Below are 23,619 nucleotides of genomic sequence, written 5' to 3' on the forward strand. Positions count from 1 at the left end.
GATATGCGCGACCTGCTCGTCAGCTATTACGGCGACGATTTTACCGGCTCCACCGATGTGATGGAGGCGCTCGCCATCAACGGCATTCCGACGGTGTTGTTCCTCGGCACTCCCGATCAAGCGATCCTCGACCGATTCCCGGATTGCCGTGCCGTCGGCATTGCGGGAACGAGCCGAAGCGAGACCCCTGCCTGGATGCAGGAGCATCTTGCCCCAGCGCTTGAATGGCTGAAGGCGCTTAAGGCCGGCATCTGCCACTACAAGGTCTGCTCGACCTTCGATTCAGCGCCCGAGGTCGGCAATATCGGCAAGGCAATCGAGATCGGCAGCGCGACGTTCGAACAGAAGCTCGTGCCCGTCATCGTCGGCGCGCCGCAACTGAAGCGATATACAGCCTTCGGCAATCTCTTTGCCGCCTATCAGGGACGCATCTTCCGCATCGACCGGCACCCCGTCATGAGCCGCCACCCGGTCACCCCAATGCATGAGGCGGACCTTGCGCTTCATCTCGGCAAGCAGACCGATCTTCCCGTCTCATTGGCCGATCTGGTGCTGCTTTCTTCGCCCGATGCCGATGCGGGGATCGATCAGCTGATTGCCGATCTATCCGGTATCCTGCTTCTCGATGTCGATTCCGCCGAGAGCCAGGCGGCAGCCGGCCGACAACTCAAGCGGATCACGGCCGCAAAAGGCAGCTTCGTCGCCGGTTCCTCCGGTATCGAGTACGCACTCATCAATGCCTGGCGCGAACAGGGGCTGATTGGTCCCGGCGTCGAGTTCCAGTCTCCGGGCAAGGTCGACCGGCTTGCCGCCGTCTCCGGCAGCGTGTCGCCGACGACCGAGCGGCAGATCCGCACGGCCATCGCCGATGGCTTCGAAGGTATCCCGCTTGATCCGCTGGCGCTCGTCGGCACGAATGCGGAGGCCGCACTGGATGCAGCGGTTGCCGCGGGGCTCGTCGCTCTGAAAACAGGCCACAGCGTCATCCTGCACACTGCGCTTGGCCCTTCGGCCGACCGTGGCGCCGATATCGATCAACTGCCCGGCGCTCGTCATCGGCTGGGTCGGGCGCTTGGCACCATCCTGCGCCGCCTTGTCGAAACCGAGGGGCTTTCGCGTGCGGTCATCGCCGGTGGAGATACGTCGAGCCACGCGCTGAAAGAATTGCGCGTCGATGCGCTGACGACCCTGCTGCCGCTGCCGCAGACCCCCGGTTCACCGCTTTGCACGGCCCATGGCGGTTACGCGCCCACGGATGGGCTGCAGATCGCGCTGAAGGGTGGGCAGGTCGGTGCAGACGGCTATTTTGCGCAGATCCGTGATGGAAGGAAGGCCTGATGACCTATTGGGTGGGCAACAGTGTCAAGACGAACAAGATGCTCGCCGAGACCGTCGGTTTTGCGGAGCGCCACAACCTGTTTACGATGGCATGGTGATTGACTCATCATACCAGTTACGATACCAATCCCGCATACAAAGGTGAGGAAACATGACAGCAATTGCCCTCTTTGGCGCCGGTGGAAAAATGGGATACCGGCTGGCCAAGAATCTCAAAGGTTCCCGTTTTCACGTTCGCCATGTGGAGGTCAGCGATGCCGGCAAGGCGCGCCTGAAGAACGATCTCGGCATCGATTGCACCCCGGCCGATGCCGCGCTCGACGGTGCAGACGTCGTGATCCTGGCCGTGCCGGACACCGCGATCGGCAAGGTTGCCGCCGGCATCGTCGACAAGCTGAAGCCGGGCACCATGGTCGTGGCTCTCGACGCCGCCGCGCCCTTTGCCGGCCACCTGCCAAAGCGTGACGACCTCACCTATTTCGTCACCCATCCCTGCCATCCGCCGATCTTCAACGACGAGACGGATATGCAGGCGAAGAAGGACCATTTCGGCGGTCTTTTCGCCAAGCAGCATATCGTCTCGGCTCTGATGCAGGGTCCGGAAAGCGCCTATGGCCTGGGTGAGGAGATCGCGAAGGTGATCTGGGCGCCGGTCATGCGTTCGCATCGCGTCACCGTCGAGCAGATGGCGATGCTGGAGCCCGGCCTTTCGGAAACCGTCTGCGCCTCGCTGCTCGTCATCATGCGCCAGGCCATGGATGAGTGCATCGCCCGCGGCGTCCCGGCGGAAGCCGCCCGTGACTTCCTGCTCGGCCACATGAACGTGCTCGGCGCCGTCATCTTCAAGGAAGTCGACGGCGTCTTCTCGGATGCCTGCAACAAGGCGATCGAGTTCGGTATCCCGGCCCTCATGCGCGACGATTGGAAGAAGGTCTTCGAACCTCAGGAGATCGCCGACAGCATCCGGCGCATCACCTGACAATATCAGCGGCAAGGCGCGCCTTGCTGCTCTGCCGGCCCGCGGGGACTTTGACGGACCGGTTTTCTTTTTCGCATGGATTTCAACCGAACCGGGGTTGGTTCGGCCATGCGTCAAACCTGGGAGGAGAAACCATGAAACTTACACGCAGACTGACCCTTGCTGCCTTCGCCAGCGCCCTATCGCTTGGCGTTGCCATGCCGGCCTTTTCGGCCGACCTGATCGCCATCATCACGCCGGCTCACGACAACCCGTTCTTCAAGGCGGAAGCTGTCGGCGCCGAAGCCAAGGCCAAGGAACTCGGCTATGAGGCGCTCGTCATGACCCATGACGACGATGCCAACAAGCAGTCGGAAATGATCGATACCGCCATCGGCCGCGGCGCCAAGGCGATCATCCTCGACAATGCCGGCGCCGATGCATCGGTTGCCGCCGTCAAGAAGGCCAAGGATGCCGGCATCCCGTCCTTCCTGATCGACCGCGAAATCAATGCGACCGGCATTGCCGTCGCCCAGATCGTTTCCAACAACTATCAGGGCGCCCAGCTCGGCGCGCAGGAATTCGTCAAGCTCATGGGCGAGAAGGGCAATTACGTCGAGCTCGTCGGCAAGGAGTCGGACACCAATGCCGGCATCCGTTCGCAGGGCTATCATGACGTCATCGACGACTATCCGGACCTGAAGTCGGTCGCCAAGCAGTCGGCCAACTGGAGCCAGACGGAAGCCTACGCCAAGATGGAAACCATCCTGCAGGCCAATCCCGACATCAAGGGCGTGATCTCCGGCAACGACACGATGGCCATGGGCGCGATCGCCGCTCTCCAGGCTGCCGGCCGCAAGGACGTGATCGTCGTCGGCTTCGACGGTTCGAACGATGTTCGCGACTCCATCAAGTCGGGCGGCATCAAGGCAACCGTGCTGCAGCCGGCCTATGCACAGGCCCAGATGGCTGTCGAACAGGCTGACGCCTACATCAAGAACAAGACGGCACCAAAGGAAGAAAAGCAGCTCATGGACTGCGTTCTCATCAATGCCGACAACGCGGGCAAGCTCGAGACCTTTGCTCTGGCAAAGTAAGGCGGACCGACCGCTGCAGGGAGCGCGGGAAACTGCGCTCCCTGCAGCCTATTTCCATTGATTTCGAGGTTTATCGCATGTTGAGGATCAGGGGCGCCCTGATCGCCGCTCTCGTGGCGGCGGCTTTGCCCGGCTGCAAGATCATCAAGACACCGACTGCGGAGGAAAAAGCCGCAGCGGCGGCAAAGAGCGCTTTCGATCCGAATGCCAAGGTCGAAGCGATGTGGCAGCCGCAGGTCGTTCCCTATTATGAAAAGCGCGCCGGCGAGTTGAAGGATGTCGCAGCCCTTGCCGCTTCGAGCCCCGACCAGGCGGGCGAAAAATACGGCAATCCGCACAAGCAGGCGAGTTCGCCCTGGACCTATGCGGTGAAATTCACGGGCAAGGTCGTCGCGGCCGACACGGCTTCGCGCGCCGCAACGCTCGATGTCGATGCCGATGGCGACGGCAAGGCGGATGCCAAGGTGCAGATCGGTCCGGCACTTCGCGGGACAGCACTGCGCGACACGCTAGACTTCGTCAATTTCAACGAATTCAAGAACCAGATCGAATGGGCGCAGTTCGGCAAGTCCTTCAACGAGAAGGCCAATAGTGCCTTTCTCTCGGCAATCCCGCGTGACGGGCTGGTCGGCAAGACAGTGACCGTCACCGGCGCCTTTCCTTTGCCGTCGGGCAGCGATCTGCCGCTCGTCACCCCTTCGGCCTTGACGGTGGCACCATGACCATCACCGAGGCACCCAAGGACGATATCATCCTGCGCCTCGACGACGTGTCGAAGGTCTATTCCGGCATCGTCGCCGTCAAGCGCGCCAATCTCGAGCTGCGCCGCGGCGCCGTCAACGTGCTCGTCGGCGAAAACGGTGCCGGCAAATCGACGCTGATGAAGATCATCGCCGGCGTCGAGCGGCCGACGCTCGGAAGCATCATCCTGGAAGGCGAAACCGTTTCCTTCGCCAACCCGGCCGATGCGCAGGCGCACGGCATCGGCATGATCTTCCAGGAGCTCAACCTTTTCGCCAACATGTCGGTCGCCGAAAACATTTTTGCCACGCGCGAACTGACCCGCGGCATCATCGGCATCGACCATAAGGAACAGGTCCGCAAAGCCAACGAATTCCTCGAGCGACTTGATGCCGGCATCGATGCCGAGGCGATGGTCGAGGACCTGCCGATCGGCCAGCAGCAGCTCGTCGAGATCGCCAAGGCAATGTCGCTGAACGCCCGCATCCTGATCATGGACGAGCCGACATCGGCACTGTCTGCGGCTGAGGTCGAGATCCTCTTCAAGGTGATCGGTGAGCTGAAGGCGCAGGGCGTGGCCATCGTCTATATTTCGCATCGCCTCGAAGAGCTGATGCGGATCGGCGACTACATCACAGTGCTGCGCGATGGGCAGGTCACCGGCCAGGCGATGGTCAAGGATATCGACACGCGGTGGATCGTGCGCTCGATGATCGGTTCGGATGCCAAGGATTTCGCCAAATCCGTGAACCATACGGTCGGCAAGGAAATGTTCCGCGCCGAAAACATCAGCCTGCCTCGCCCGACGGGCGGGCTTGCGGTCGACGATGTCTCGCTTTCCGTCAAGGCGGGCGAGATCCTCGGCATTTACGGGCTGATGGGCGCCGGACGCAGCGAATTCTTCGAATGCGTCATCGGCCGTCATGCGCACTCGACCGGCAAGATCTTCATCGACGGCGAGGAAGTGCGCGCTCGCGATACCACGCGGCGCATCCGCCGGGGCCTCGCGCTTATTCCCGAGGACCGGCAGCGCGAAGGGCTGGTGCAGGTGCTCTCGATCGCATCCAACCTGACGCTTGCAAGCCTCGCCCGCTTTACCCGCCTCTTCCACATCAATGCCAAGGCAGAGAAGAACGCCATCGGAGAGGCGATCCGCGATCTCGCGATCAAGGCGCCGAACCCGGACTTCGAGGTGACCTCGATGTCCGGCGGCAACCAGCAGAAAGTGGTCATCGGCAAGGCACTGATGACCAATCCGAAGGTTCTTTTGATGGACGAGCCGAGCCGCGGCATCGACGTCGGCGCCAAGGCGGATGTTTTCCGTACCATGCGACGGCTTGCCGCCGATGGTCTCGCCATTCTGTTTTCAACCTCCGACCTCGAAGAGGTCATGGCGCTTTCCGATCGTATCGCGGTGCTCAGCAACGGCCATCTCATCGCCGTCTTCGACCGTGACGACGCGACGGAAGATGCCATTATCGCTGCCTCGGCAAAGGGGCACGAACATCAAGGGAAACTCGCGTCATGACGGCGGCTACCGCATCCACCTCCGCGCCGAAGAGCGCGAACGGCTCCTTCCTGCTGACGCTGATGAAGCTTCGAACCTTCATCGCGCTCTTTGCCGTCATCATCTTCTTCTCGATCTTTGCGCCGAACTTCACCTCGACTGCGAACATGATCCTGATGTCGAAGCACGTGGCGCTGAACGCCTTCCTGGCGATGGGCATGACCTTCGTCATCATCACCGGCGGCATCGACCTCTCGGTCGGCTCGATCGTCGGCCTCTGCGGCATGGTTGCCGGTGGCCTGATCCTCTATGGCGTCGAACTGCCGATCGGCTATACGGTCTATTTCAATCTCGTGGAGATCGTGCTGATCACGCTGGCAATCGGCCTCATCATCGGCCTGATCAATGGGCTACTGATCACCAAGCTCAACGTTGCACCCTTCATCGCGACCCTCGGCACGCTCTATGTCGCCCGCGGCCTGGCGCTGCTTTCCTCCGACGGCCAGACCTTTCCGAACCTCGTCGGTAGGCCGGAATATGCGACGACCGGCTTCGATTTCTTCGGCGCCGGCCGCATTCTCGGCCTTCCGGTGTCGATCTGGATCCTGATTTTCCTCGCGTTCGTTGCTGCCTATGTGGCGCGCTCGACACCGATCGGCCGCCATATCTTCGCCGTCGGCGGCAATGAGCGCGCCGCGCGCATGTCGGGCATCCGCGTGGATCTGGTCAAGATCTTCGTCTACATGTTCTCCGGTCTGTGCGCGGCGATCGTCGGCATCGTCATCTCCTCGGAGTTGATGGCGGCGCATCCGGCAACGGGCGAAAGCTTCGAGCTCAATGCGATTGCTGCGGCCGTGCTCGGCGGCACCTCGATGTCGGGCGGGCGCGGCACGATCGGCGGCACGATCATCGGCGCCTTCGTGATCGGCATTCTCTCCGACGGTCTCGTGATGATGGGGGTTTCCTCCTTCTGGCAGATGGTCATCAAGGGTCTGGTCATCATCATCGCCGTCGTCGTCGACCAGGCCCAGCGTCGGCTGCAGCAGCGCGTGACCCTCATGCAGATGGCAAAGGCAGGTTGAAATGGCTGACTTGAAAGGTGCGTTGATCGGTTGCGGCTTCTTTGCGATCAATCAGATGCATGCATGGAAGGATGTCGATGGTGCCGCGATCGTGGCGATCTGCGACCGCGACCCGGAGCGGCTGAAGATTGTCGGTGAGCAGTTCGGCATCGAGCGGCGCTACATGGATGCCGCAGCCATGTTTGCCGATGGCGGCTTCGATTTCGTCGATATCGCCACCACGGTACAAAGCCACCGGGTGCTGGTGGAGATGGCAGCCAGCCACAAGATCCCCGCCATCTGCCAAAAACCCTTCGCCAAGACGCTTGTTGATGCCAAGGCGATGGTCGAAGCCTGCCGGAAGGCGGGAATTCCACTGATGGTGCATGAAAATTTCCGCTGGCAGACGCCGATCCAGGCTGTCCGCCGGCTTCTCGACAACAAGGCGATCGGCACGCCCTTCTGGGGCCGCTTCTCCTTTCGCTCCGGGTATGACGTCTTTTCGGGCCAGCCCTATCTTGCCGAAGGCGAACGTTTCATCATCGAGGATCTCGGCATCCACACGCTCGATATCGCCCGCTTCATCCTCGGCGACGTGAAAACGCTGACGGCCCGCACCAATCGCGTCAATCCAAAGATCAAGGGCGAGGACGTCGCGACGATCCTGCTCGACCACGAGAGCGGCGCGACGTCGGTCGTCGACGTCAGCTACGCGACGAAGCTTGGCACGGAGCCTTTCCCGGAAACGCTGATCGAGCTCGACGGCACCGACGGAACGATCCGCCTTTCTGTCGGCTACCGGCTCGAGGTCACCAACGCGGCCGGCACGGTCGTATCCGATGCATCGCCGCAGCTACTCTCCTGGGCATCGCGTCCCTGGCACAATATTCAGGAAAGCGTCTATGCAATCCAGGAGCACTGGGTCGACCGGCTGAAGAACGGCGGTGAGCCGGCAACCTCAGGCGCCGACAACCTCAAGACCTTCGCCCTCGTTGAAGCGGCCTATGACAGTGCGGCATCAGGCAAGACAATCGACGTGGAGGCGATGCTGAAATGACGATGGACGCCTTCGCTCTCTATGGCACGCATGAGGCCGAAGAGCATCCGGTCCGCCTAACTGCCGGACGCCTCTCAGCCGATCTCGCAAAGGGCAATCTGCGGACAATCCGCTATGGCGGCGTCGAGGTACTGCGTGCCGTTTCCTATCTGGTGCGTGACCGCGACTGGGGCACCTATAGTCCTGATATCGAGAACCTCTGGATCGAGCAGGGCAACGGTGCCTTTTCCGCCCGTTATGTCGCGCATTGCCGGGGACCCGAGGACAGCAGGCTTGCCATTTCGGTGCATATTGCGGCAACGGAGCATGAACTGATCTTCGAAGCCGGAGCGCTCTCGCCGACCGGTTTCGAAACCAATCGCTGCGGTTTCTGCATCCTGCATCCGATCGTCGGCCTTGCCGGACGCTCTGCCAAGGTCGAGCATGTCGATGGCAGCGTGAACGAAACGCGCTTTCCCGACCAGATCGAGCCCTGGCAGCCCTTCAAGGATATGCGGGCGATCACCCATCAGGTGCTGCCGGACGTTTCAGCCGAATGCCGCATGGAAGGCGATACGTTCGAGATGGAAGACCAGCGCAACTGGTCGGACGCTTCCTACAAGACCTATGTGCGGCCACTGGCCCTGCCCTGGCCCTACCAGATTGCCGCAAACGAACCGGTGCGCCAAAGGATCGTCCTTGCCATCCGCGATACGAGAAGCGGAAAGACGACGGCAGCCGACAGCGCTGAGCGCACCATCAAGCTCGAACCGGGCGATCGCAGCGGCACCATGCCTGACATAGGCGTGGTCGTTACGCCTGATGAAGCCAAAGCGGTGCTTGCTGCCCGTGACCTCCTGTCCGACATCGCGCCGCAGGAACTGCTTTTCCACTTCGACCCCAATGCCGGGCACGGCACTGAGGCCTTGAAGGATTTTGCCGCGGTTGCCGCGCTTCACCGCGGACGATCGACGCTGGAGATCGCCCTTCCCTGCAAGCAAACACCAGCCGCCGAAACCGCCGAGATTGCCAGGCAGATGCAGGCTGCGGGCTTCCACCCGGACGCAATCCTGATCTCGCCCTCCGTTGACCGGCAGTCGACGCCACCCGGCAGCAAATGGCCGGAATGCCCGCCGCTGGAAGAGGTCTATGCCGCAGCACACGCGGCCTTTGCCGGCATCCGCATCGGCGGCGGCATGCTCAGCTATTTCACCGAGCTCAATCGCAAGCGCGTACCCGCCGATCGCCTCGGCTTCATCAGCCATTGCACCAATCCGATCGTCCATGCCGCCGATGATCTGAGCGTCATGCAGACCCTGGAAGCGCTGCCCTTCATCACGCGCTCGGTGCGCGCCATCTACGGCGACAAGCCCTACCGGATCGGCCCTTCGACCATTCCCATGCGCCAGAACCCCTATGGCAGCCGCACGATGGACAACCCCGCCGGCTCCCGCATTCCCATGGCAAACCGCGACCCGCGCCACAACGGCCGCTTCGCGGAGGCGTTCGCGCTCGGTTACGCCATCCGTGTGCTCGATGCCAACATCGAATGCCTGACGCTTTCAGCGCTCACCGGCCCCTTCGGCCTTGTTGCCGGTAAGGCAGAGCCAACGGAAGAAGGCGGCAATCGCCCGCTTTTCAACACCGTGAAGCTGCTGTCCGGCCTTGCCGGATCAGCCTGGAATGGCTGCAGGTCTTCGCATCCATCGGAGGTATTGGCCTTCCAGTCAGGCTCGACTGTGCATATCCTCAATCTGACGGCCGAAGAGCAAAGCATCGATATCAGTGCCTTTGGGTCGGCCTCGCAAGGCAGGAGCATGGCACTCGCACCGTTTGGTACGGCCTCGATCAGCCTCGCCGTTTAGGGCTTTCGGTTTCCCCCCGCAGACCCTTGGGCAATAGCACCCGTGGTGCGTCAAGGAGGAGCGTCTTCGGTTTATCGCCCGGCTGCCTGAGGGCGAGGGTAGGAGCGATATGTGCCGGGGCGCGGCCGAATGTGGTCGCCCCTCGGACATGGTCTGGAACGAGACATCGATACCACGCTCGGCAAGCAGATTCTCGACATGACACAGGCGCAGCGGAAACCGAAAATATAGTCGCACCGCATGCCCGATGATCTCGGCGCAAAAGCAGTGGCGCTTGAAATGCCGCGCAATGGATTTGCTCGAATCGGCTACGATCATGCCCTCCCATTGCCCTCTCGATTAGTGCCAATTGGTAAGCCGACGCTGCCAAAAATCGTTAAATTCAGCAAAAAATGTCGATTCCGCCTCTGGCAAGAGGAATCCGGGCACGTCCATCATATTTTTCTAATGTTTTCAGTGCGCGCATATCGCTATAGTTGCGGAAAGAATTATTCGCGGCGTGCGAGACATAAATATTGTCTCAATTTTGGCATCCGAATTTCACCAAGTATTTCAAAACGTAACTTCGGATCGATTCGGATATTGTGGCAGCAATAAGGCTATGCTTCTCAAGCACTTACTGTCGCGTTGCTGTTGCGCCATCCAAAACGTCGCCCTATAACCTGCCGCCGTAACGGCTGATTAACTACAAATAGTAACCGGCAAACACAACGCTAACGGTTGAGGAACAAGACCATGACGACATACTACGTAGCGACGACAGGCAGCAGCGGCGGCAACGGAAGTGCCACCTCTCCTTTTCGCACTATTAGCGATGCGATGTCGTCGAACCTTAAGCCCGGCGACGAGGTTGTCGTGAAGCCGGGGACTTACAACGAGGCCATCAACATCGACAAGGACGGCTCGGCGGCAGGCGACATCACGCTGCGCTCTGAAGTGCCCGGCGCGGCACTGATCCGGCCGCCCGCGGGCTCGTACAACGCCATCAGCGTCAACGCCAACTACGTGACAATCGATGGCTTCGACATCAAGGGCGGCCCCGGCGACGGTATCGAAGCGAACAACGTCCATCACGTCTCGGTTCTCAACAACAAGGTTCACGACGCCGGGGAATCGGGCATTCAGTTCAACGGGGCGGACTTCGTCAGAGTCGAGGGGAACGAGACCTATCATAACGCGTCGTCGGGCTGGTTCTCGGGCATCTCGATCTACCAGAACCGGAACATCACCGGCGATACCTCGACGGACGGCTACCGGAACATCGTGCGCAATAACATCTCCCACGACAACATCACGAAGTCGGGTGAGCACACCGATGGCAACGGCATCATCATCGACGATTTCCAGAGCACGCAGGCGGACGGTCATCCGAACTACACATTCAAGACCCTGGTCGACAACAACCTCGTCTACGGGAACGGCGGCAAAGGCATCCAGGTTACCTGGAGCGACTCCGTCACTGTGTCGAACAACACCGCATACCACAACAATCAGGACCCGCTGAACACCGGCACCTGGCGCGGTGAGCTCAGCAACGCGCAGTCGAGCAACAACACCTGGGTCAACAACATCGCCGTAGCCGACCCATCGGTGAACAAGAACAACACCGCGATCGATAACACGTCGACCAACGGCTACGTCAACAGCAACGTCGTCTGGGCCAACAACACCACCTATAACGGCACCGCCGGCCAGGCCTCGGTCAAGACCGACGGCGGCAACGCGATGCCAAGCACGGCGAACGGCAACCAGCTCGGCGTCGACCCGAAATTCGTAGCCGCAGCGAACGGCGACTTCCACCTCGCCTCCGGCTCGGCGGCGATCGACCACGGAACCAGCAAGTACGGCGTCAGCGCGACCGATCTCGACGGCGACCATCGCGTCGTTGGAACCGTCGATATGGGTGCCTTTGAATCGGGCTCCAGCTCAGCACCGTCGACGCCAACCACGCCGCCGACATCGGGCGAGCCGACCACGCCGCCGACGTCGGGAACGCCAACCACGCCGCCGACTTCGGGTGAGCCAACCACGCCGACGCAACCGTCGACTCCAACCACGGGCACGAAGGTCTATACCGGCACCGCCGGCAACGACACCATGCCACTTAGCGGCCAGTCCAACGGCGGCAACGAAACCTACAAGGGTCTCGGCGGTAATGACGTGTTGAAGGGCGGCGCCGGCGCGGACGTGCTCGACGGCGGTACTGGCAGTGACACGGCCAGCTATGCGGGCTCCGGCGCGGTCAGCGTCAACCTGGCGACTGGGGCCGCATCGGGCGGGCATGCCGCCGGTGACAAGTTCGTCAGCATCGAAAACGTGACGGGCTCCAGCTACAACGACGTGCTGAGAGGCAATAGCGGCAGCAACGTTCTCAATGGCGGGGCTGGCGCGGACAAGCTGGACGGTGGCGCCGGAAAGGACCTCCTCATCGGTGGCGCCGGAAAGGACATGATGACCGGTGGTGCCGACGCGGATACGTTTATCTTCAAGACAGCGGCGGAAGCCGGGTCCGGCTCGACCCGCGACTTCATCACCGACTTCCAGCACGGCGTCGATAAGATCGACATCTCGGCGATCGATGCGAATGGCTCTGCGGCGGGCAATGGAACCTTCCATTTCCAGGCGCAGGAAAATGCCCTTTTCGACAAGAAGGCCGGCGCGCTCGCCTGGCACTATGATGACCGCGCTGGAACCGCGAGCGATACGACCGTTATCCAGGGCGACCTGAACGGCGACGGCGTTCATGACTTCGAGATTCAGCTGCAGGGCCTCGTCCACCTGGGGTCAGGCGATTTTCTCCTGTAACCATACTCGTTGCGGCGGTCGTCCGATCGCCGCAACAATCGTGCTGACAACACGGAAAGATGGCGGCGGCGGAGCGCCGCCGGCAGGCTCGGCCACCCCCGCGAGCAGCCTTGCCAGAGATGATTTTCCCGAACCGCTTGGACCAAGGATCGCGAGCGCCTCGCCCGGCTTCAAGTCGAAGTTTACGTCTTTGATGATCGCGGCCGACGCGTCGGCACGGGCCTGGAGCCACAGAGGCTTGTAACTTCGGGCGGAGCAAGCGGTGCTATTTGGAAGTAACTTCCCACTACGCCGTAACAAAACTCGGCACCGACAGGCCCGGCCATTTGCCTATAGGGCAGTAAAATCGGGTGAGCTATTCGCCACCTAATCAGATTTATGCTCCGTCGTCGCTTGGAAGCCCTTTCAGTCGGCGGACGCAAGAAGCTGCTGCCTCCCGCAAGGAAGTCCGACCGATACCCCTCCAGTCGGCCGGAACGTCTGACCCTAACAGCCACGCCAGATCCCCGCTTGCTATGGCGCTATCGAGCGCGTGGGTTCGCGAGCGGCCTTCGCCACATCCGGACTGGTCTGTTTTGCTGCGCCGATGACAATAATCTTGTGAAAAATCCGATACTAGGGCACAATTTGTGAACGCATCTGAAGTTGCGGCGCAATCTCAAATCCGGCCGTCTCGCGCCGGGTGACAGTTCGCGTCGGAGGATCGGCGTCGATGGATCAGGGGTTCTTTCTTCTGTTCGCTGCGGTATCCGTGATCACGGCGCTGACGGTGGTCCTGGCGCGTAATCCGGTTCACAGCGCATTGGCGCTGATGGCGTGTTTCCTGCAGATCTCGGCAATCTTCGTCCTGCTCGAGGCACCGTTGCTCGCGGTCATCCAGATCTTCGTCTATGTCGGCGCGATCATGGTCCTGTTCCTGTTCGTGATCATGATGATCGATGTGCGCGAGGCGGTGTTGCAGCGGTTCTTGCCGGGCGGCAACCTCCCGGCTCTGGTACTGCTCGTCCTGCTCGGGGTCGAGATGCTCGTACTGGTGCTCTGGAGCGACCGCTTTTCGGTCATGGAGCCCGCCGCCATGGGCGGCGGCGATGACGTCAGGCAACTCAGCACAGCACTTTTTGCCGACTACCTCCTGCCGTTTGAAACCGCCTCAGTAATCCTGCTCGCGGCCCTGGTCGGCGCCATCATGCTGGCACGGAAGGAGCAGGGGTGATGGTTCCGCTCTGGTGGTATATTGTGCTCGGAGTGGTCCTGTTCGTGATCGGAGCGGCCGGCGTGCTGCTCAGGCGCAATATTCTGGTCGTACTGATGTCGCTGGAGCTGCTGCTCAACTCGGTCAACATCAATTTCATCGCTTTCGGGCGTTACCATGCCGATTTCCGCGGGCAGATCTTCGCGATCTTCGTCATCGCAATTACCGCGGCGGAAGTTGCCGTCGCCCTCGGTATCCTGGTCGCCCTCGTAAGGAACAAATCCACCCTCAAGGTCGACGACGTGACGGTGATGAAAGGATAGCGGCTTTGGACCCGGTTGTATCGATCCGGCCGTTGCTTGCCATTACCGTCGCCGGTCTGGCGGCCCTTGCAGTTCTCCTTTTGAACAATCGCGAGAGACTTCGCGATCTGGTGTCGCCGTTGGCCGCGATCGCGATGTTCGTAATTGTCGTGTCGATGGCGCCCACGGTGCTGTCGGGCGGGACGGTCGAATTGCGCCTGTTCGAGATTCTGCCGGGGATCGACTTTGCTTTCCGGGTCGATGCGCTCGGCATGGTGTTTGCCACCGTCTCGTCGCTGTTGTGGATCGTCGCGGCGATCTATTCCATCGGCTACATGCGGCATTTGAACGAACACGCGCAGACCCGGTTCTTCGCCTGCTTCGCAAGCAGTCTTGCAGCGGCTGCCGGGGGCGCCTTCGCCGCCAATCTGTTTACACTGGTGATCTTCTACGAAGTGCTCAGCCTCGTTACCTATCCGCTCGTCTATCACCACGAAGACGAAGAGGGATGGACGGGCAGCCGCAAGTACCTCGTCTATCTGATGGGCGCCTCGAAAAGCGCGCTGCTCGCCGCACTGGCGCTGACCTACCATATTGCGGGTTCGCTCGACTTTGTCGCGGGGGGGCTGCTGGGGGGGAGTGATGCCTCGGCGGCGCTGCTGACGGTCGTCTATTTCTGTTATCTTTTCGGCTTCGCCAAGGCCGCCGTGATGCCGATGCACGCCTGGCTGCCCGCCGCGATGGTCGCGCCGACACCGGTCAGCGCGCTCTTGCATGCAGTGGCGGTGGTCAAGATGGGCGTGTTCTGCGTGCTGCGGGTGGTGTTCCATGTCTTCGGCACGGGGCTGGTGGGTGGGCTGGGCCTCGGCATCGCCACGGCCTACCTGGTTTCGTTCACAATCCTGATGGCGTCGGTTTACGCCCTGACGCGGGACGACCTGAAGGCCAGGCTCGCCTATTCGACGGTCAGCCAGCTCTCCTACATCGTGCTGGGCGCGGTTCTGTTATCGCCGGTCGCGATGGTCGGCGGGATCATCCACATCGCGGCGCACGCTTTCTCCAAGATCACGCTCTTTTTCTGCGCCGGGTCGATCTATTGCGCGTCCGGCAAGCGTAACATCAGCGACATGGCCGGTATCGGCCGCAGGCTGCCCTGGACGATGGGGGCATTCTTCATCGCGTCGCTCAGCATGATTGGCGTGCCGCCAACCGCGGGCTTCGTCAGCAAGTGGTATCTGGCGGAGGGCGCCGTGGCGGCGGGAGAGATCGCGTTCCTGGTCGTGCTCCTGGTGAGCTCGGTTCTGAACGCCGCCTATTTCCTGCCGGTCAGCTATGCCGCCTTCTTCCAGGCGGAGAGGCAGGAGAGCCGGACGACGGTCCGTGAAATTCCGTTGGTCACGATTCCGCTGGTCGCGACGGCGATCCTGTCGGTGCTGATGGGCATTTTCCCGGGCTATTTTCTCACCCTGGCAGACGGAGTGATCCGATGATCAAGCGTGTCGTAGACTTCTTTGGTGACGAACAATATGCGAGGCCGCGCCGCCGATTGTTCTACCTCGTGCTCGTCCTGATCGTCGTCGCCGACTTTCTGGTCTTGCGCGAACACGCCGAATATCTGTGGGACAGCCTGCCGGGCTGGTCCGCCGTCTACGGCTTCGTCTCTTGCGTCCTGCTTATCTTCGTTTCCAAGTTTCTCGGCCATCGGGTCGGGCTGATGCGGCGCGAGGACTACTATGACTGACTTCATCCATCCGGCTCTGCTCTTTATTCTTGGCGCCCTGCCGATCCCTTTCCTCGGCGGGTCGGTCCGCAAGGCCTATCTGCTTCTGATTCCTGCGCTGGCGATCCTTGCCGTGCTTGCGATGGAGCCGGGCAGCTATGGCGAGGCACGGTTTATCGGGCAGGAGATCCTGATTGCGAAGGTGGACAAGCTCAGCATCGTCTTCGCCGCCGTTTTCACCATCATGGCACTGATCGGCATGGTCTACGCGCTGCACCTGACGGATGCCGGCCAGCACGTGGCGGCATTCGTCTATGTCGGCAGCGCGCTTGGCGTGGTGTTTGCCGGCGACTACCTGACTCTCTACCTGTTCTGGGAGGGCATGGCATTCGCTTCCGCCTATCTGGTCTTCGCGCAGCGTGGTGGGCCGGCGATCCGGGCCGGATTCCGCTATCTCATGGTCCATATTACCGGCGGCGTCGTCCTGCTCGGCGGCATCATTTCCCACGGGCTCGCCACCGGTTCACTGCTTTTCGGCCCGATCGCGGGCGGCCTCACCAACGGGGGAATGGGGGTCGGCGACTACCTGATCCTTGCCGGCTTCATCCTCAACGCGGCCGTGCCGCCGCTCAATGCCTGGCTGACCGATGCCTATCCGGAGGCGACCGTCACCGGTGCGGTGTTCATGAGCGCTTTTACCACCAAGACCGCCGTCTATGTGCTGGCGCGGGCGTTTCCGGGGACCGAGCTCCTGGTCTGGCTCGGCACCATCATGGCGCTCTACGGCGTCATCTACGCGGTGCTGGAGAACGATTGCCGGCGGCTTCTCGCCTATCACATCGTCAGCCAGGTGGGCTATATGATCGCGGGTATCGGCATCGGGACCGAGATGGCAGTGAACGGAGCCGCCAGCCACGCCTTCGCGCATATCCTCTACAAGGCGCTGCTGTTCATGGGTGCCGGGGCAGTCATCTACGTCACCGGCCGACGCAAGCTCACCGAGCTCGGCGGGCTTTACAAGACCATGCCGCTGACCGTGGCGCTTTACATGGTCGGCGCCTTCGCGATCTCGGCGTTTCCGTTCTTCTCGGGTTTCGTCACCAAGTCGATGGTGATAGCGGCCGCCGGAGCGGATCACCGCGCGCTGGTGGTGCTGGCACTGACGATGGCATCGTCCGGGACGTTCCTGCACACTGGCCTCAAGCTTCCCTATTACATGTTCTTCGGGACGGACCGGAAACTGGAGGCGCGGGAGCCGCCGCGCAACATGCTGATTGCCATGGGCATGGCGGCGGTGCTCTGCATTGCGATCGGGGTGTTCCCCCAGCCGCTTTATGCGCTTCTGCCCTATCCGGTGGATTTCGAACCCTATACGGGCCAGCATGTCATGGAGAGCCTCGGGCTCTTGATGTTCACCGCCCTGGGGTTCGTGCTGTTCCTCTGGGCGCTCGATCCCGAGAACACGATCAGCCTCGACACCGACTGGTTTTATCGCAAGGGTGCGCGGGCCTTCATGTGGCTCGCCGAAAGGCCGCTGGCGCGCTATGAGCAGGCGGTGAGCAATGTCTCCGAGACCGCGGCGCTGCCCTTGCTGCACGGCGCGGCGCGGGCAGGCCTCCGGCTCGACCTTGCCGGCGTGGATGCCGTGGTGAATGGCATTGCCCACTCGATCCTGCACGGCGGCGGGCGGCTCAGGCGGCTCCAGACGGGTGTCGTGACCCATTACGTGCTGGCGATGGTCGCCGGTCTGATCGCAGCCACCGTCGTCTTCGTCGTGGCGTGGCGGTAGGGGGTGCCATGGGCTTCCCGCTGCTCAGCTTCATCATATTCACACCCGTCGTCGGGGCTGCGGTTCTGATGTTCCTGCGCGGTGACGATGCGGCGCGGTGGACTGCCCTCTCTTTTACCGTCCTCGACCTTGCTCTCTGCATCGCCATGCTGGTCGGCTTCGACACCACGACCCATGCCATGCAGTTCACCGAGACGCACCCGTGGGTGCCCGCGCTCGGGATCAATTATGCGCTTGGCATCGACGGAATCAGCGCGCTCTTCGTGTTCCTGACCGCACTGTTGGGATCGATCTGCGTGCTCGCCTCCTGGGTCGCGATCGACCGCAAGGTGAAGGAATTCATGATCAGTCTGCTCTCCATGCAGGCGCTGATGCTCGGGGTCTTCTGCGCGCTCGATCTGTTCCTCTTCTACGTTTTTTGGGAAGCAATGCTGATCCCGATGTACCTCATCATCGGTGTCTGGGGCGGCGAGGGTCGGGTCTATGCGGCGATCAAGTTTTTCCTCTACACGCTGGCGGGCAGCCTCCTGTTCCTGATCGGTGTCATCGTGCTCTATTTCTACGGTGGCAGGACCTTCGATATCCTCGCTTTGACAGAGCAGGATTTGCCGTTCCGGATCCAGTCCTGGCTGTTCTTCGCCTTCCTGATCGCTTTTGCAGTGAAGGTGCCGATGGTGCCGGTCCATACCTGGCTTCCGGACGCCCATGTGCAGGCGCCGACGGCGGGCAGCATTATCCTTGCCGGAGTACTCCTGAAGATGGGCGCCTACGGATTCCTGCGGTTCTCGCTGCCGATGCTGCCGGAGGCATCGATGTATTATTCGACGCTGATGCTGGCGCTTTCGGGGCTTGCGATCGTCTATGGCGGGTTGCTCGCGCTGGCGCAGGACGATCTGAAGAAGCTGGTGGCCTATTCCAGCATCAGCCACATGGGCTTCGTGACGCTGGGGATTTTTGCGCTGAACCTCCGCGGGCTCGAGGGCGGCATCCTGCAGATGTTCAATCACGGCGTGACGACAGGCGCCCTGTTCCTGTTCGTCGGGCTGATTTACGAGCGGACCCATACCCGCAGCATCGCCGACTATGGCGGGTTGATGAAGGTGGTGCCGGTCTACACCACGTTTCTGGCACTGTTTACCCTGTCCTCGATGGCGCTGCCGGGAACGAATTCGTTCGTGGGCGAGTTGCTGGTGCTGTCAGGCGGATTTGCGGCCAACCTGGTCGCCGGCTCGGCCGCCGTTTTGGGCGCATTGCTGGGGGCTGCCTATCTGCTCGGCATGTATGGGAAAGTCGCGCTTGGCCCGGCTAGCGTCGGCGCCCGTCTGAAGATACGCGACGTGAACGCCCGTGAGATGGCCGCGATCCTGCCGCTGGCCGTCTTCGTATTCTGGGTCGGGCTCTATCCGAGACCCTTTCTCAACATCATCGATGCCTCGGTGAAACATCTGCTGACGCACGTGCAGAGCAGAGGGACCGGCCAATGACCGCCACCACGCTTTTCCAGTCGGCCCTGGCGAGCCTGCCCGAGATCGTGGTGATCACCGGCGCCTGCATCCTGCTGATCCTGGGACAGTTTGTGCGAAGGAGACAGGAACATTTCCTTGTCTGGGCGTCGGTCGCGATCGTGTTGATTGCCGCCTTGGCGACACTCATGCTGGCGAGCGAAGTGCGGCCGGCCTACGCGGGCATGTTCATCGCCGACCGCTTCGCGGTCTTCTTCAAGTTCGCTTTCTACCTGGCCACCGTTCTGACATTCCTCCTTTCGCAAAAATATGCCGATATCGAAGGGATCGGGAGCAGCGAATACTATGTCCTGCTGCTCTTCGCGCTTTCGGGCATGATGATCATGGCCTCGGCGACCGATCTCCTGTCGATCTATGTGGGCCTCGAACTGATGGTGATTTGCACCTATGTGCTGACCGGCTTCCTGCGGCGTGAGCGGCGGTCGAACGAAGCAGCGCTGAAATACGTAATCCTTGGCGCGGTCTCGACCGGGATTTTCCTCTACGGCGTTTCGCTGGTCTACGGGCTCACCGGCACAACGCAACTGGACGGGATGGCTGCGGCCGTGACCGGCGATCCGCTCGATCCCGGATTGCTGCTGGCGGTGGTCTTCATCGTCGCGGGACTGGTCTTCAAGGTCGGCGCGGTTCCCTTCCATATGTGGGTGCCGGACGTCTACGAAGGCGCTCCGACGACGATCACCGCCTTCATGTCGGTAGGCCCCAAGGCGGCAGGGTTCGCGGTGATCCTGCGGGTGTTCCTCAACCCTCTGGTCGCAGCCTCAAACGTCTGGATCATCCTCGCCGTCATTGCGGTGGTGACGATGGCGCTCGGCAGCTTCGTGGCGCTGGTCCAGGATAATTTCAAGCGTCTCCTGGCCTATTCCAGCATCGCCCATGCCGGCTTCGCCATTTTCGGCGTGGCCGCCGGAGGCGCCGATGGGATCGCCAGCGTGATGCTCTATCTGCTGATCTACGCTTTCATGAATCTCGGCATTTTTGCCACCGTCATCATGATGCGGAACGGCGATTTCTCGGGCGAGGTCATCGAAGACTATGCGGGTTTCGCCAAGTCACATCCGGGACTGGCGCTTCTGATGCTGCTCTATCTCTTCTCGTTGGCCGGCATTCCGCCGACGGCCGGGTTTTTCGCCAAGTTTTACGTGCTGGTCGCTCTCGTCGAGCATGGTTTCGTCATGCTGGCGGTCATCGCAGTGCTGCTCAGCGCCATCGCCGCCTATTTCTACATCCGCATCGTCATGGTGATCTACATGCGCGAGCCGAAGAGGGCGTTCACCCCGGCGCTGACGCCTCTGGTGGGCGCGACGCTCGCCATCACCGCTGCCGGCACCATCGGCATCGGCCTGTTTCCGTCGTGGTTTCTGAAGCTTGCCCAAGGCTCGGTCTTTGGCGGGTGAGCGATTGGATTTGCAATGATCACACCGACGGAATAAACTTGCAGGCAGAGAAAGGATTGCCCAAGTCGCGCAGCGCGTGACCGATTTACCCCTTCGGAATGAGGTCGGTGGGCAACCGGTGCAGTGATATGACTGCAATGGAATTCTTGCCGGTTCTTTTCATGGTCGCCGGAGTCGTTCTGGTGGCGGGGGTGACATTGTTCGTTTCCTCGCTGCTGCGCCCATCCAATCCCTATCCTGCCAAGAACATGCCCTATGAATGCGGCATGGACGCAGCGGGCGAGGCGGCGGTGGGCCGCTTCAGGGTGCCGTTCTTTATCCTCGCGATCCTGCTGGTCGTTTTCGATGTCGAAGCGATGTTCCTCTTTCCCTGGGCCGTCGTCCTGAAAGAGATCGGGCTGGTCGGCTATATCGAGATGTTCATCTTCATATTGCTGCTTCTCGTGGGCTTCGCCTATGCTTGGCTGAAAGGAGCGCTGGAATGGGAGGCGTAAACAACGCGATCCGCGACAGCGTGCTGTTCACCACGGCCGACAGCATCATCAGTTGGAGCCGGAGATCGGCGCTGTGGCCGGAGACCTTCGGCATTGCCTGCTGCGCCATCGAGATGATCTCGGCCGGTTGCGCCCGCTACGATCTCGACCGGTTCGGCGTGGTCTTCCGCCCTTCGCCGAGACAATCCGACGTCATGATCATCGCCGGCACCGTGACACGGAAATTCGCGCCCGTCGTGCGGCGGCTCTATGACCAGATGCCGGAACCGCGCTGGGTGATCGCCATGGGTACCTGCGCTATTTCGGGCGGGGTCTACAACACCTATGCCGTGGTGCAGGGATCGGAGACCTTCGTGCCCGTCGATGTGCATGTGCCTGGCTGTCCGCCCCGGCCCGAGGCGCTGATGCACGGCTTCCTCCTGCTTCAAGAAAAGATCAAGAGGTCCCGGTCGCTCGCCGGCACACCTCTGGATCGGGTTATAGCGTCATGAGTGTGGAGCCGTCCCTCAATCGCGCTCCGATCCTGGAGCGCTTCGGAGAAACAATCGAGGACCTCGGCACTGCGCACGGTATCGATGCTTTTGCCATTCCGCCCGCAAGGATCGTCGAGTTCTGCCGGTTCCTGAAAGAGCATCCGGCGCTGCAATTCAATTTCCTCTCGGACATTTGCGGGGTCGATCACTATCCCGAAACGCCGCGGTTCGAGGCAGTTTACCATCTTTATTCGCTGCCCAACAGGTGGCGGATCCGCATCAAGTGCCGGCTTGGCGATCCTCCTGAAGTGCCTTCGGTCACGGGAGTCTGGCGCACCGCCAACTGGCATGAGCGTGAGGCCTGGGACATGTATGGCATCCGGTTTGCGGGACATCCCGATCTGCGCCGGATCTACATGTGGGAAGGCTTCGAGGGCTTTCCCCAGCGCAAGGATTTCCCCTTAAGGGGCTATAAGGACAAGTTGAACCCCTTCGGTGCCGAAGGTCCGCCGCCAACGCAGCCCGACCTTGCCACCAGGGACATTCCGTAAGGGAGGCCGTCTACGCCGGAACGTTGAAATGACCGAAGTCACCGAACTCAGCAGGCCTGAGGGTGAAGCGCTCAAGACCAGGGAAGTGCTTCTCAACCTCGGTCCGCAGCACCCCAGCACCCATGGGGTTCTTCGGCTCGTCCTCGAACTGGACGGCGAGTTCGTCGAGCGCGTCGATCCGCATATCGGCTACCTCCATCGCGGCACCGAAAAACTGGCGGAGAGCTTCACCTATACCCAGATTTTCCCGCTGACGGACCGGCTCGACTATCTCTGTCCGCCCTCTAACAACCTCGCCTTCGCGCTGGCGGTGGAGAAACTCCTCGGCATAGAAGCGCCGATCCGGGCGCAATATATCCGCGTGATGATGGCCGAGCTGGCACGGATCTCCGGTCACCTCCTGATCACGGGCGCGCTGCCGATGGATCTCGGCGCCATGACCGCATTGCTTTACGTCATGCGCGAGCGCGAAATGATCATGGACCTCCTGGAAATGATCACCGGTGCGCGCATGCACACGTCCTTCTGCCGGGTCGGCGGGGTGCGCGAGGACCTGCCTGACGGGTTCTTCCCCAAGATCCGGGAATTCTGCGACATCTTCCCGAACCGGATCCGCGACTATGAGCGACTGCTCGAAGATAACCGGGTGTTTCTCAATCGCACGAAGGGGATCGGCGTGATCTCCGCCGAGGATGCTGTCGATCTCGGCCTCAGCGGCCCGAACCTGCGTGCTTCCGGTGTCGACTGGGACATCCGCCGCGATGAGCCCTACGAGATCTACGACCGGCTCGATTTCAACGTCATTACCCGTAACGAAGGCGATTGCTACGCACGCTGGCGATGCCGCGTCGACGAAATGCGCGAAAGCATGGGGATCATCGAACAATGCATCGACCAGATGCCCGAGGGGCCGTTCCAGATCGACATGCCGACAATCGCCTTCCCGCTGGACAAGGATCGGGTGCATTGCTCGATGGAGGCGCTGATCCAGCATTTCGACCTGTCGGCCTACGGCTTCAAGGTGCCGAAGGGCGAGGTCTATTCGGCGATCGAGGCGCCAAAGGGCGAGCTTGGCTTCTACATCATCAGCGACGGGTCGCCAAAACCATTCCGCATGAAGGTGCGGGCACCCTCGTTCGTCAATCTTCAGGCCCTCTTCGGGGTCACCAACGCCCGCTATCTGGCGGACATGATCGCCGTGCTCGGCAGCCTCGACCCTGTGATGGCGGAGGTGGACAAGTAGCAAGGATTTGAATGCGATGACCATGCGCGAAAAGATCGAAGAGGCGGCGGCGCGCTATCCCGACCAGCGCTCTGCGATCATGCCCGCGCTCCTGATCGCGCAGGAAGAACATGGCCATCTGCCTGGGCCAGTGCTGGAAGAGGTCGCCGACATTCTCGGAGTCGAGCGGATCTGGGTCTACGAGTTGGCGACTTTCTACACCCTCTTCCACACCGAGCCGGTGGGGATGTTCCACCTGCAGCTCTGTGACAATGTTTCCTGCATGCTGTGCGGATCAGAGGAACTGCTAAACCATCTGGAAACGGTGCTGGGGATCAGGAAAGGCGGCACCACCCCGGACGGGCTGTTTACGCTTTCGACCGTCGAATGCCTCGGCGCCTGCGAGATGGCTCCGGTGATGCAAGTCGGCGACGATTACCACGGCGACCTTGATGTGGCGCGGATAAACGCACTGTTGGACAGCCTGCGGGCGACAGCGGGAGCGGCGAGCGCCGAGCACGCCTCTGCGCGGCTGCCGGGGGAGTAGC

General features: G+C 61.4%; 21 protein-coding genes and 2 pseudogenes. 21 read left to right on the forward strand and 2 right to left on the reverse strand.

What is annotated here, in order from left to right; genetic code table 11:
- The first annotated feature begins 3 nt into the window (after positions 1–3).
- The 8 genes from FHT87_RS05660 to FHT87_RS05695 all read left to right on the forward strand — a co-directional run bounded on the left by FHT87_RS05660 (position 4) and on the right by FHT87_RS05695 (position 9,603).
- Positions 4–1,338: a four-carbon acid sugar kinase family protein gene (locus FHT87_RS05660; RefSeq protein WP_183801043.1), complete on the forward strand. Its 1,335-nt coding sequence runs from the start codon at positions 4–6 to the stop codon at positions 1,336–1,338.
- Positions 1,339–1,489: 151 nt separating this feature from the next.
- On the forward strand, positions 1,490–2,317 hold the full coding sequence (locus FHT87_RS05665) for a phosphogluconate dehydrogenase C-terminal domain-containing protein (protein WP_183800147.1): 828 nt from the start codon (positions 1,490–1,492) through the stop codon (positions 2,315–2,317).
- Positions 2,318–2,451: 134 nt separating this feature from the next.
- Positions 2,452–3,393 carry a D-ribose ABC transporter substrate-binding protein gene (locus FHT87_RS05670; protein ID WP_183800150.1) on the forward strand — a complete coding sequence of 314 codons (942 nt, stop codon included), beginning with the start codon at positions 2,452–2,454 and terminating at the stop codon, positions 3,391–3,393.
- A 77-nt stretch (positions 3,394–3,470) separates the two neighbouring features.
- Entirely contained in the window at positions 3,471–4,115 is a 645-nt protein-coding gene (locus FHT87_RS05675) for a DUF2291 domain-containing protein (RefSeq protein WP_183726194.1), read from the forward strand.
- The gene (locus tag FHT87_RS05680) at positions 4,112–5,662 is read left to right on the forward strand and encodes a sugar ABC transporter ATP-binding protein (protein ID WP_183726196.1); all 1,551 of its coding nucleotides are present in this window, start codon (positions 4,112–4,114) and stop codon (positions 5,660–5,662) included. Before FHT87_RS05675 ends, FHT87_RS05680 begins: the two co-directional genes overlap by 4 nt.
- Complete coding sequence (locus tag FHT87_RS05685) at positions 5,659–6,723, forward strand: ABC transporter permease (protein ID WP_183800153.1); 1,065 nt, start codon at positions 5,659–5,661, stop codon at positions 6,721–6,723. Before FHT87_RS05680 ends, FHT87_RS05685 begins: the two co-directional genes overlap by 4 nt.
- A 1-nt stretch (position 6,724) precedes the next feature.
- Positions 6,725–7,759 (forward strand): Gfo/Idh/MocA family oxidoreductase, encoded by a 1,035-nt coding sequence (locus tag FHT87_RS05690; protein WP_183800156.1) that lies wholly within the window; start codon positions 6,725–6,727, stop codon positions 7,757–7,759.
- Positions 7,756–9,603: a hypothetical protein gene (locus tag FHT87_RS05695; protein ID WP_183800159.1), complete on the forward strand. Its 1,848-nt coding sequence runs from the start codon at positions 7,756–7,758 to the stop codon at positions 9,601–9,603. Before FHT87_RS05690 ends, FHT87_RS05695 begins: the two co-directional genes overlap by 4 nt.
- A 124-nt stretch (positions 9,604–9,727) precedes the next feature.
- Here FHT87_RS05695 and FHT87_RS31125 read toward each other — a convergent pair.
- Positions 9,728–9,921 (reverse strand): annotated as a pseudogene (locus tag FHT87_RS31125) (IS6 family transposase); the annotation flags it as partial.
- Positions 9,922–10,338: 417 nt separating this feature from the next.
- On the opposite strand from FHT87_RS31125, the gene FHT87_RS05700 reads away from it, so the two are divergent.
- Positions 10,339–12,408 (forward strand): choice-of-anchor Q domain-containing protein, encoded by a 2,070-nt coding sequence (locus tag FHT87_RS05700; RefSeq protein ID WP_183800162.1) that lies wholly within the window; start codon positions 10,339–10,341, stop codon positions 12,406–12,408.
- A 75-nt stretch (positions 12,409–12,483) separates the two neighbouring features.
- Here FHT87_RS05700 and FHT87_RS05705 read toward each other — a convergent pair.
- A pseudogene (locus tag FHT87_RS05705) lies at positions 12,484–12,606 on the reverse strand (ATP-binding cassette domain-containing protein); the annotation flags it as partial.
- Positions 12,607–13,120: 514 nt separating this feature from the next.
- Here FHT87_RS05705 and FHT87_RS05710 point away from each other — a divergent pair.
- The 12 genes from FHT87_RS05710 (at position 13,121) to nuoE (ending at position 23,618) form a co-directional block, all read left to right on the forward strand.
- Entirely contained in the window at positions 13,121–13,621 is a 501-nt protein-coding gene (locus FHT87_RS05710; RefSeq protein WP_183800165.1) for an NADH-quinone oxidoreductase subunit J, read from the forward strand.
- Complete coding sequence (nuoK, locus tag FHT87_RS05715) at positions 13,621–13,923, forward strand: NADH-quinone oxidoreductase subunit NuoK (RefSeq protein ID WP_007819572.1); 303 nt, start codon at positions 13,621–13,623, stop codon at positions 13,921–13,923. The genes FHT87_RS05710 and nuoK overlap by 1 nt, the downstream gene beginning before the upstream one ends.
- A gap of 5 nt (positions 13,924–13,928) precedes the next feature.
- Complete coding sequence (locus FHT87_RS05720; protein WP_183800167.1) at positions 13,929–15,392, forward strand: monovalent cation/H+ antiporter subunit D family protein; 1,464 nt, start codon at positions 13,929–13,931, stop codon at positions 15,390–15,392.
- Positions 15,389–15,643 (forward strand): hypothetical protein, encoded by a 255-nt coding sequence (locus tag FHT87_RS05725; protein ID WP_097615607.1) that lies wholly within the window; start codon positions 15,389–15,391, stop codon positions 15,641–15,643. Before FHT87_RS05720 ends, FHT87_RS05725 begins: the two co-directional genes overlap by 4 nt.
- Positions 15,636–17,411, forward strand: a complete 1,776-nt coding sequence (locus FHT87_RS05730; RefSeq protein ID WP_183800170.1) for a Na(+)/H(+) antiporter subunit D — start codon at positions 15,636–15,638, stop codon at positions 17,409–17,411. The genes FHT87_RS05725 and FHT87_RS05730 overlap by 8 nt, the downstream gene beginning before the upstream one ends.
- 8 nt (positions 17,412–17,419) lie before the next feature.
- Positions 17,420–18,895 carry an NADH-quinone oxidoreductase subunit M gene (locus FHT87_RS05735; protein WP_183800173.1) on the forward strand — a complete coding sequence of 492 codons (1,476 nt, stop codon included), beginning with the start codon at positions 17,420–17,422 and terminating at the stop codon, positions 18,893–18,895.
- Positions 18,892–20,331, forward strand: coding sequence for an NADH-quinone oxidoreductase subunit N (locus tag FHT87_RS05740; protein ID WP_183800176.1), 1,440 nt, complete (start codon positions 18,892–18,894; stop codon positions 20,329–20,331). The genes FHT87_RS05735 and FHT87_RS05740 overlap by 4 nt, the downstream gene beginning before the upstream one ends.
- A gap of 128 nt (positions 20,332–20,459) precedes the next feature.
- The gene (locus FHT87_RS05745; protein ID WP_183800179.1) at positions 20,460–20,825 is read left to right on the forward strand and encodes an NADH-quinone oxidoreductase subunit A; all 366 of its coding nucleotides are present in this window, start codon (positions 20,460–20,462) and stop codon (positions 20,823–20,825) included.
- Positions 20,813–21,316 (forward strand): NADH-quinone oxidoreductase subunit NuoB, encoded by a 504-nt coding sequence (gene nuoB, locus FHT87_RS05750; protein WP_183726218.1) that lies wholly within the window; start codon positions 20,813–20,815, stop codon positions 21,314–21,316. Before FHT87_RS05745 ends, nuoB begins: the two co-directional genes overlap by 13 nt.
- Entirely contained in the window at positions 21,313–21,849 is a 537-nt protein-coding gene (locus FHT87_RS05755; RefSeq protein WP_183726220.1) for an NADH-quinone oxidoreductase subunit C, read from the forward strand. The genes nuoB and FHT87_RS05755 overlap by 4 nt, the downstream gene beginning before the upstream one ends.
- Before the next feature lie 28 nt (positions 21,850–21,877).
- Entirely contained in the window at positions 21,878–23,092 is a 1,215-nt protein-coding gene (gene nuoD / locus FHT87_RS05760; RefSeq protein ID WP_183800182.1) for an NADH dehydrogenase (quinone) subunit D, read from the forward strand.
- A gap of 16 nt (positions 23,093–23,108) precedes the next feature.
- The gene (nuoE, locus tag FHT87_RS05765) at positions 23,109–23,618 is read left to right on the forward strand and encodes an NADH-quinone oxidoreductase subunit NuoE (RefSeq protein WP_183726224.1); all 510 of its coding nucleotides are present in this window, start codon (positions 23,109–23,111) and stop codon (positions 23,616–23,618) included.
- Position 23,619: the final 1 nt, after the last annotated feature.

The sequence above is a fragment of the Rhizobium sp. BK316 genome (genome assembly GCF_014193695.1).
Taxonomy (GTDB): domain Bacteria; phylum Pseudomonadota; class Alphaproteobacteria; order Rhizobiales; family Rhizobiaceae; genus Rhizobium.

Bases quoted from the DNA above. Each gene is read 5' to 3' on its own strand.
- FHT87_RS05660 (WP_183801043.1), top strand. From the start codon at position 4: ATGCGCGACCTGCTCGTCAGCTATTACGGCGACGATTTTACCGGCTCC.
- FHT87_RS05665 (WP_183800147.1), top strand. From the start codon at position 1,490: ATGACAGCAATTGCCCTCTTTGGCGCCGGTGGAAAAATGGGATACCGG.
- FHT87_RS05670 (WP_183800150.1), top strand. From the start codon at position 2,452: ATGAAACTTACACGCAGACTGACCCTTGCTGCCTTCGCCAGCGCCCTA.
- FHT87_RS05675 (WP_183726194.1), top strand. From the start codon at position 3,471: ATGTTGAGGATCAGGGGCGCCCTGATCGCCGCTCTCGTGGCGGCGGCT.
- FHT87_RS05680 (WP_183726196.1), top strand. From the start codon at position 4,112: ATGACCATCACCGAGGCACCCAAGGACGATATCATCCTGCGCCTCGAC.
- FHT87_RS05685 (WP_183800153.1), top strand. From the start codon at position 5,659: ATGACGGCGGCTACCGCATCCACCTCCGCGCCGAAGAGCGCGAACGGC.
- FHT87_RS05690 (WP_183800156.1), top strand. From the start codon at position 6,725: ATGGCTGACTTGAAAGGTGCGTTGATCGGTTGCGGCTTCTTTGCGATC.
- FHT87_RS05695 (WP_183800159.1), top strand. From the start codon at position 7,756: ATGACGATGGACGCCTTCGCTCTCTATGGCACGCATGAGGCCGAAGAG.
- FHT87_RS05700 (WP_183800162.1), top strand. From the start codon at position 10,339: ATGACGACATACTACGTAGCGACGACAGGCAGCAGCGGCGGCAACGGA.
- FHT87_RS05710 (WP_183800165.1), top strand. From the start codon at position 13,121: ATGGATCAGGGGTTCTTTCTTCTGTTCGCTGCGGTATCCGTGATCACG.
- nuoK (WP_007819572.1), top strand. From the start codon at position 13,621: ATGGTTCCGCTCTGGTGGTATATTGTGCTCGGAGTGGTCCTGTTCGTG.
- FHT87_RS05725 (WP_097615607.1), top strand. From the start codon at position 15,389: ATGATCAAGCGTGTCGTAGACTTCTTTGGTGACGAACAATATGCGAGG.
- FHT87_RS05730 (WP_183800170.1), top strand. From the start codon at position 15,636: ATGACTGACTTCATCCATCCGGCTCTGCTCTTTATTCTTGGCGCCCTG.
- FHT87_RS05735 (WP_183800173.1), top strand. From the start codon at position 17,420: ATGGGCTTCCCGCTGCTCAGCTTCATCATATTCACACCCGTCGTCGGG.
- FHT87_RS05740 (WP_183800176.1), top strand. From the start codon at position 18,892: ATGACCGCCACCACGCTTTTCCAGTCGGCCCTGGCGAGCCTGCCCGAG.
- FHT87_RS05745 (WP_183800179.1), top strand. From the start codon at position 20,460: ATGACTGCAATGGAATTCTTGCCGGTTCTTTTCATGGTCGCCGGAGTC.
- nuoB (WP_183726218.1), top strand. From the start codon at position 20,813: ATGGGAGGCGTAAACAACGCGATCCGCGACAGCGTGCTGTTCACCACG.
- FHT87_RS05755 (WP_183726220.1), top strand. From the start codon at position 21,313: ATGAGTGTGGAGCCGTCCCTCAATCGCGCTCCGATCCTGGAGCGCTTC.
- nuoD (WP_183800182.1), top strand. From the start codon at position 21,878: ATGACCGAAGTCACCGAACTCAGCAGGCCTGAGGGTGAAGCGCTCAAG.
- nuoE (WP_183726224.1), top strand. From the start codon at position 23,109: ATGACCATGCGCGAAAAGATCGAAGAGGCGGCGGCGCGCTATCCCGAC.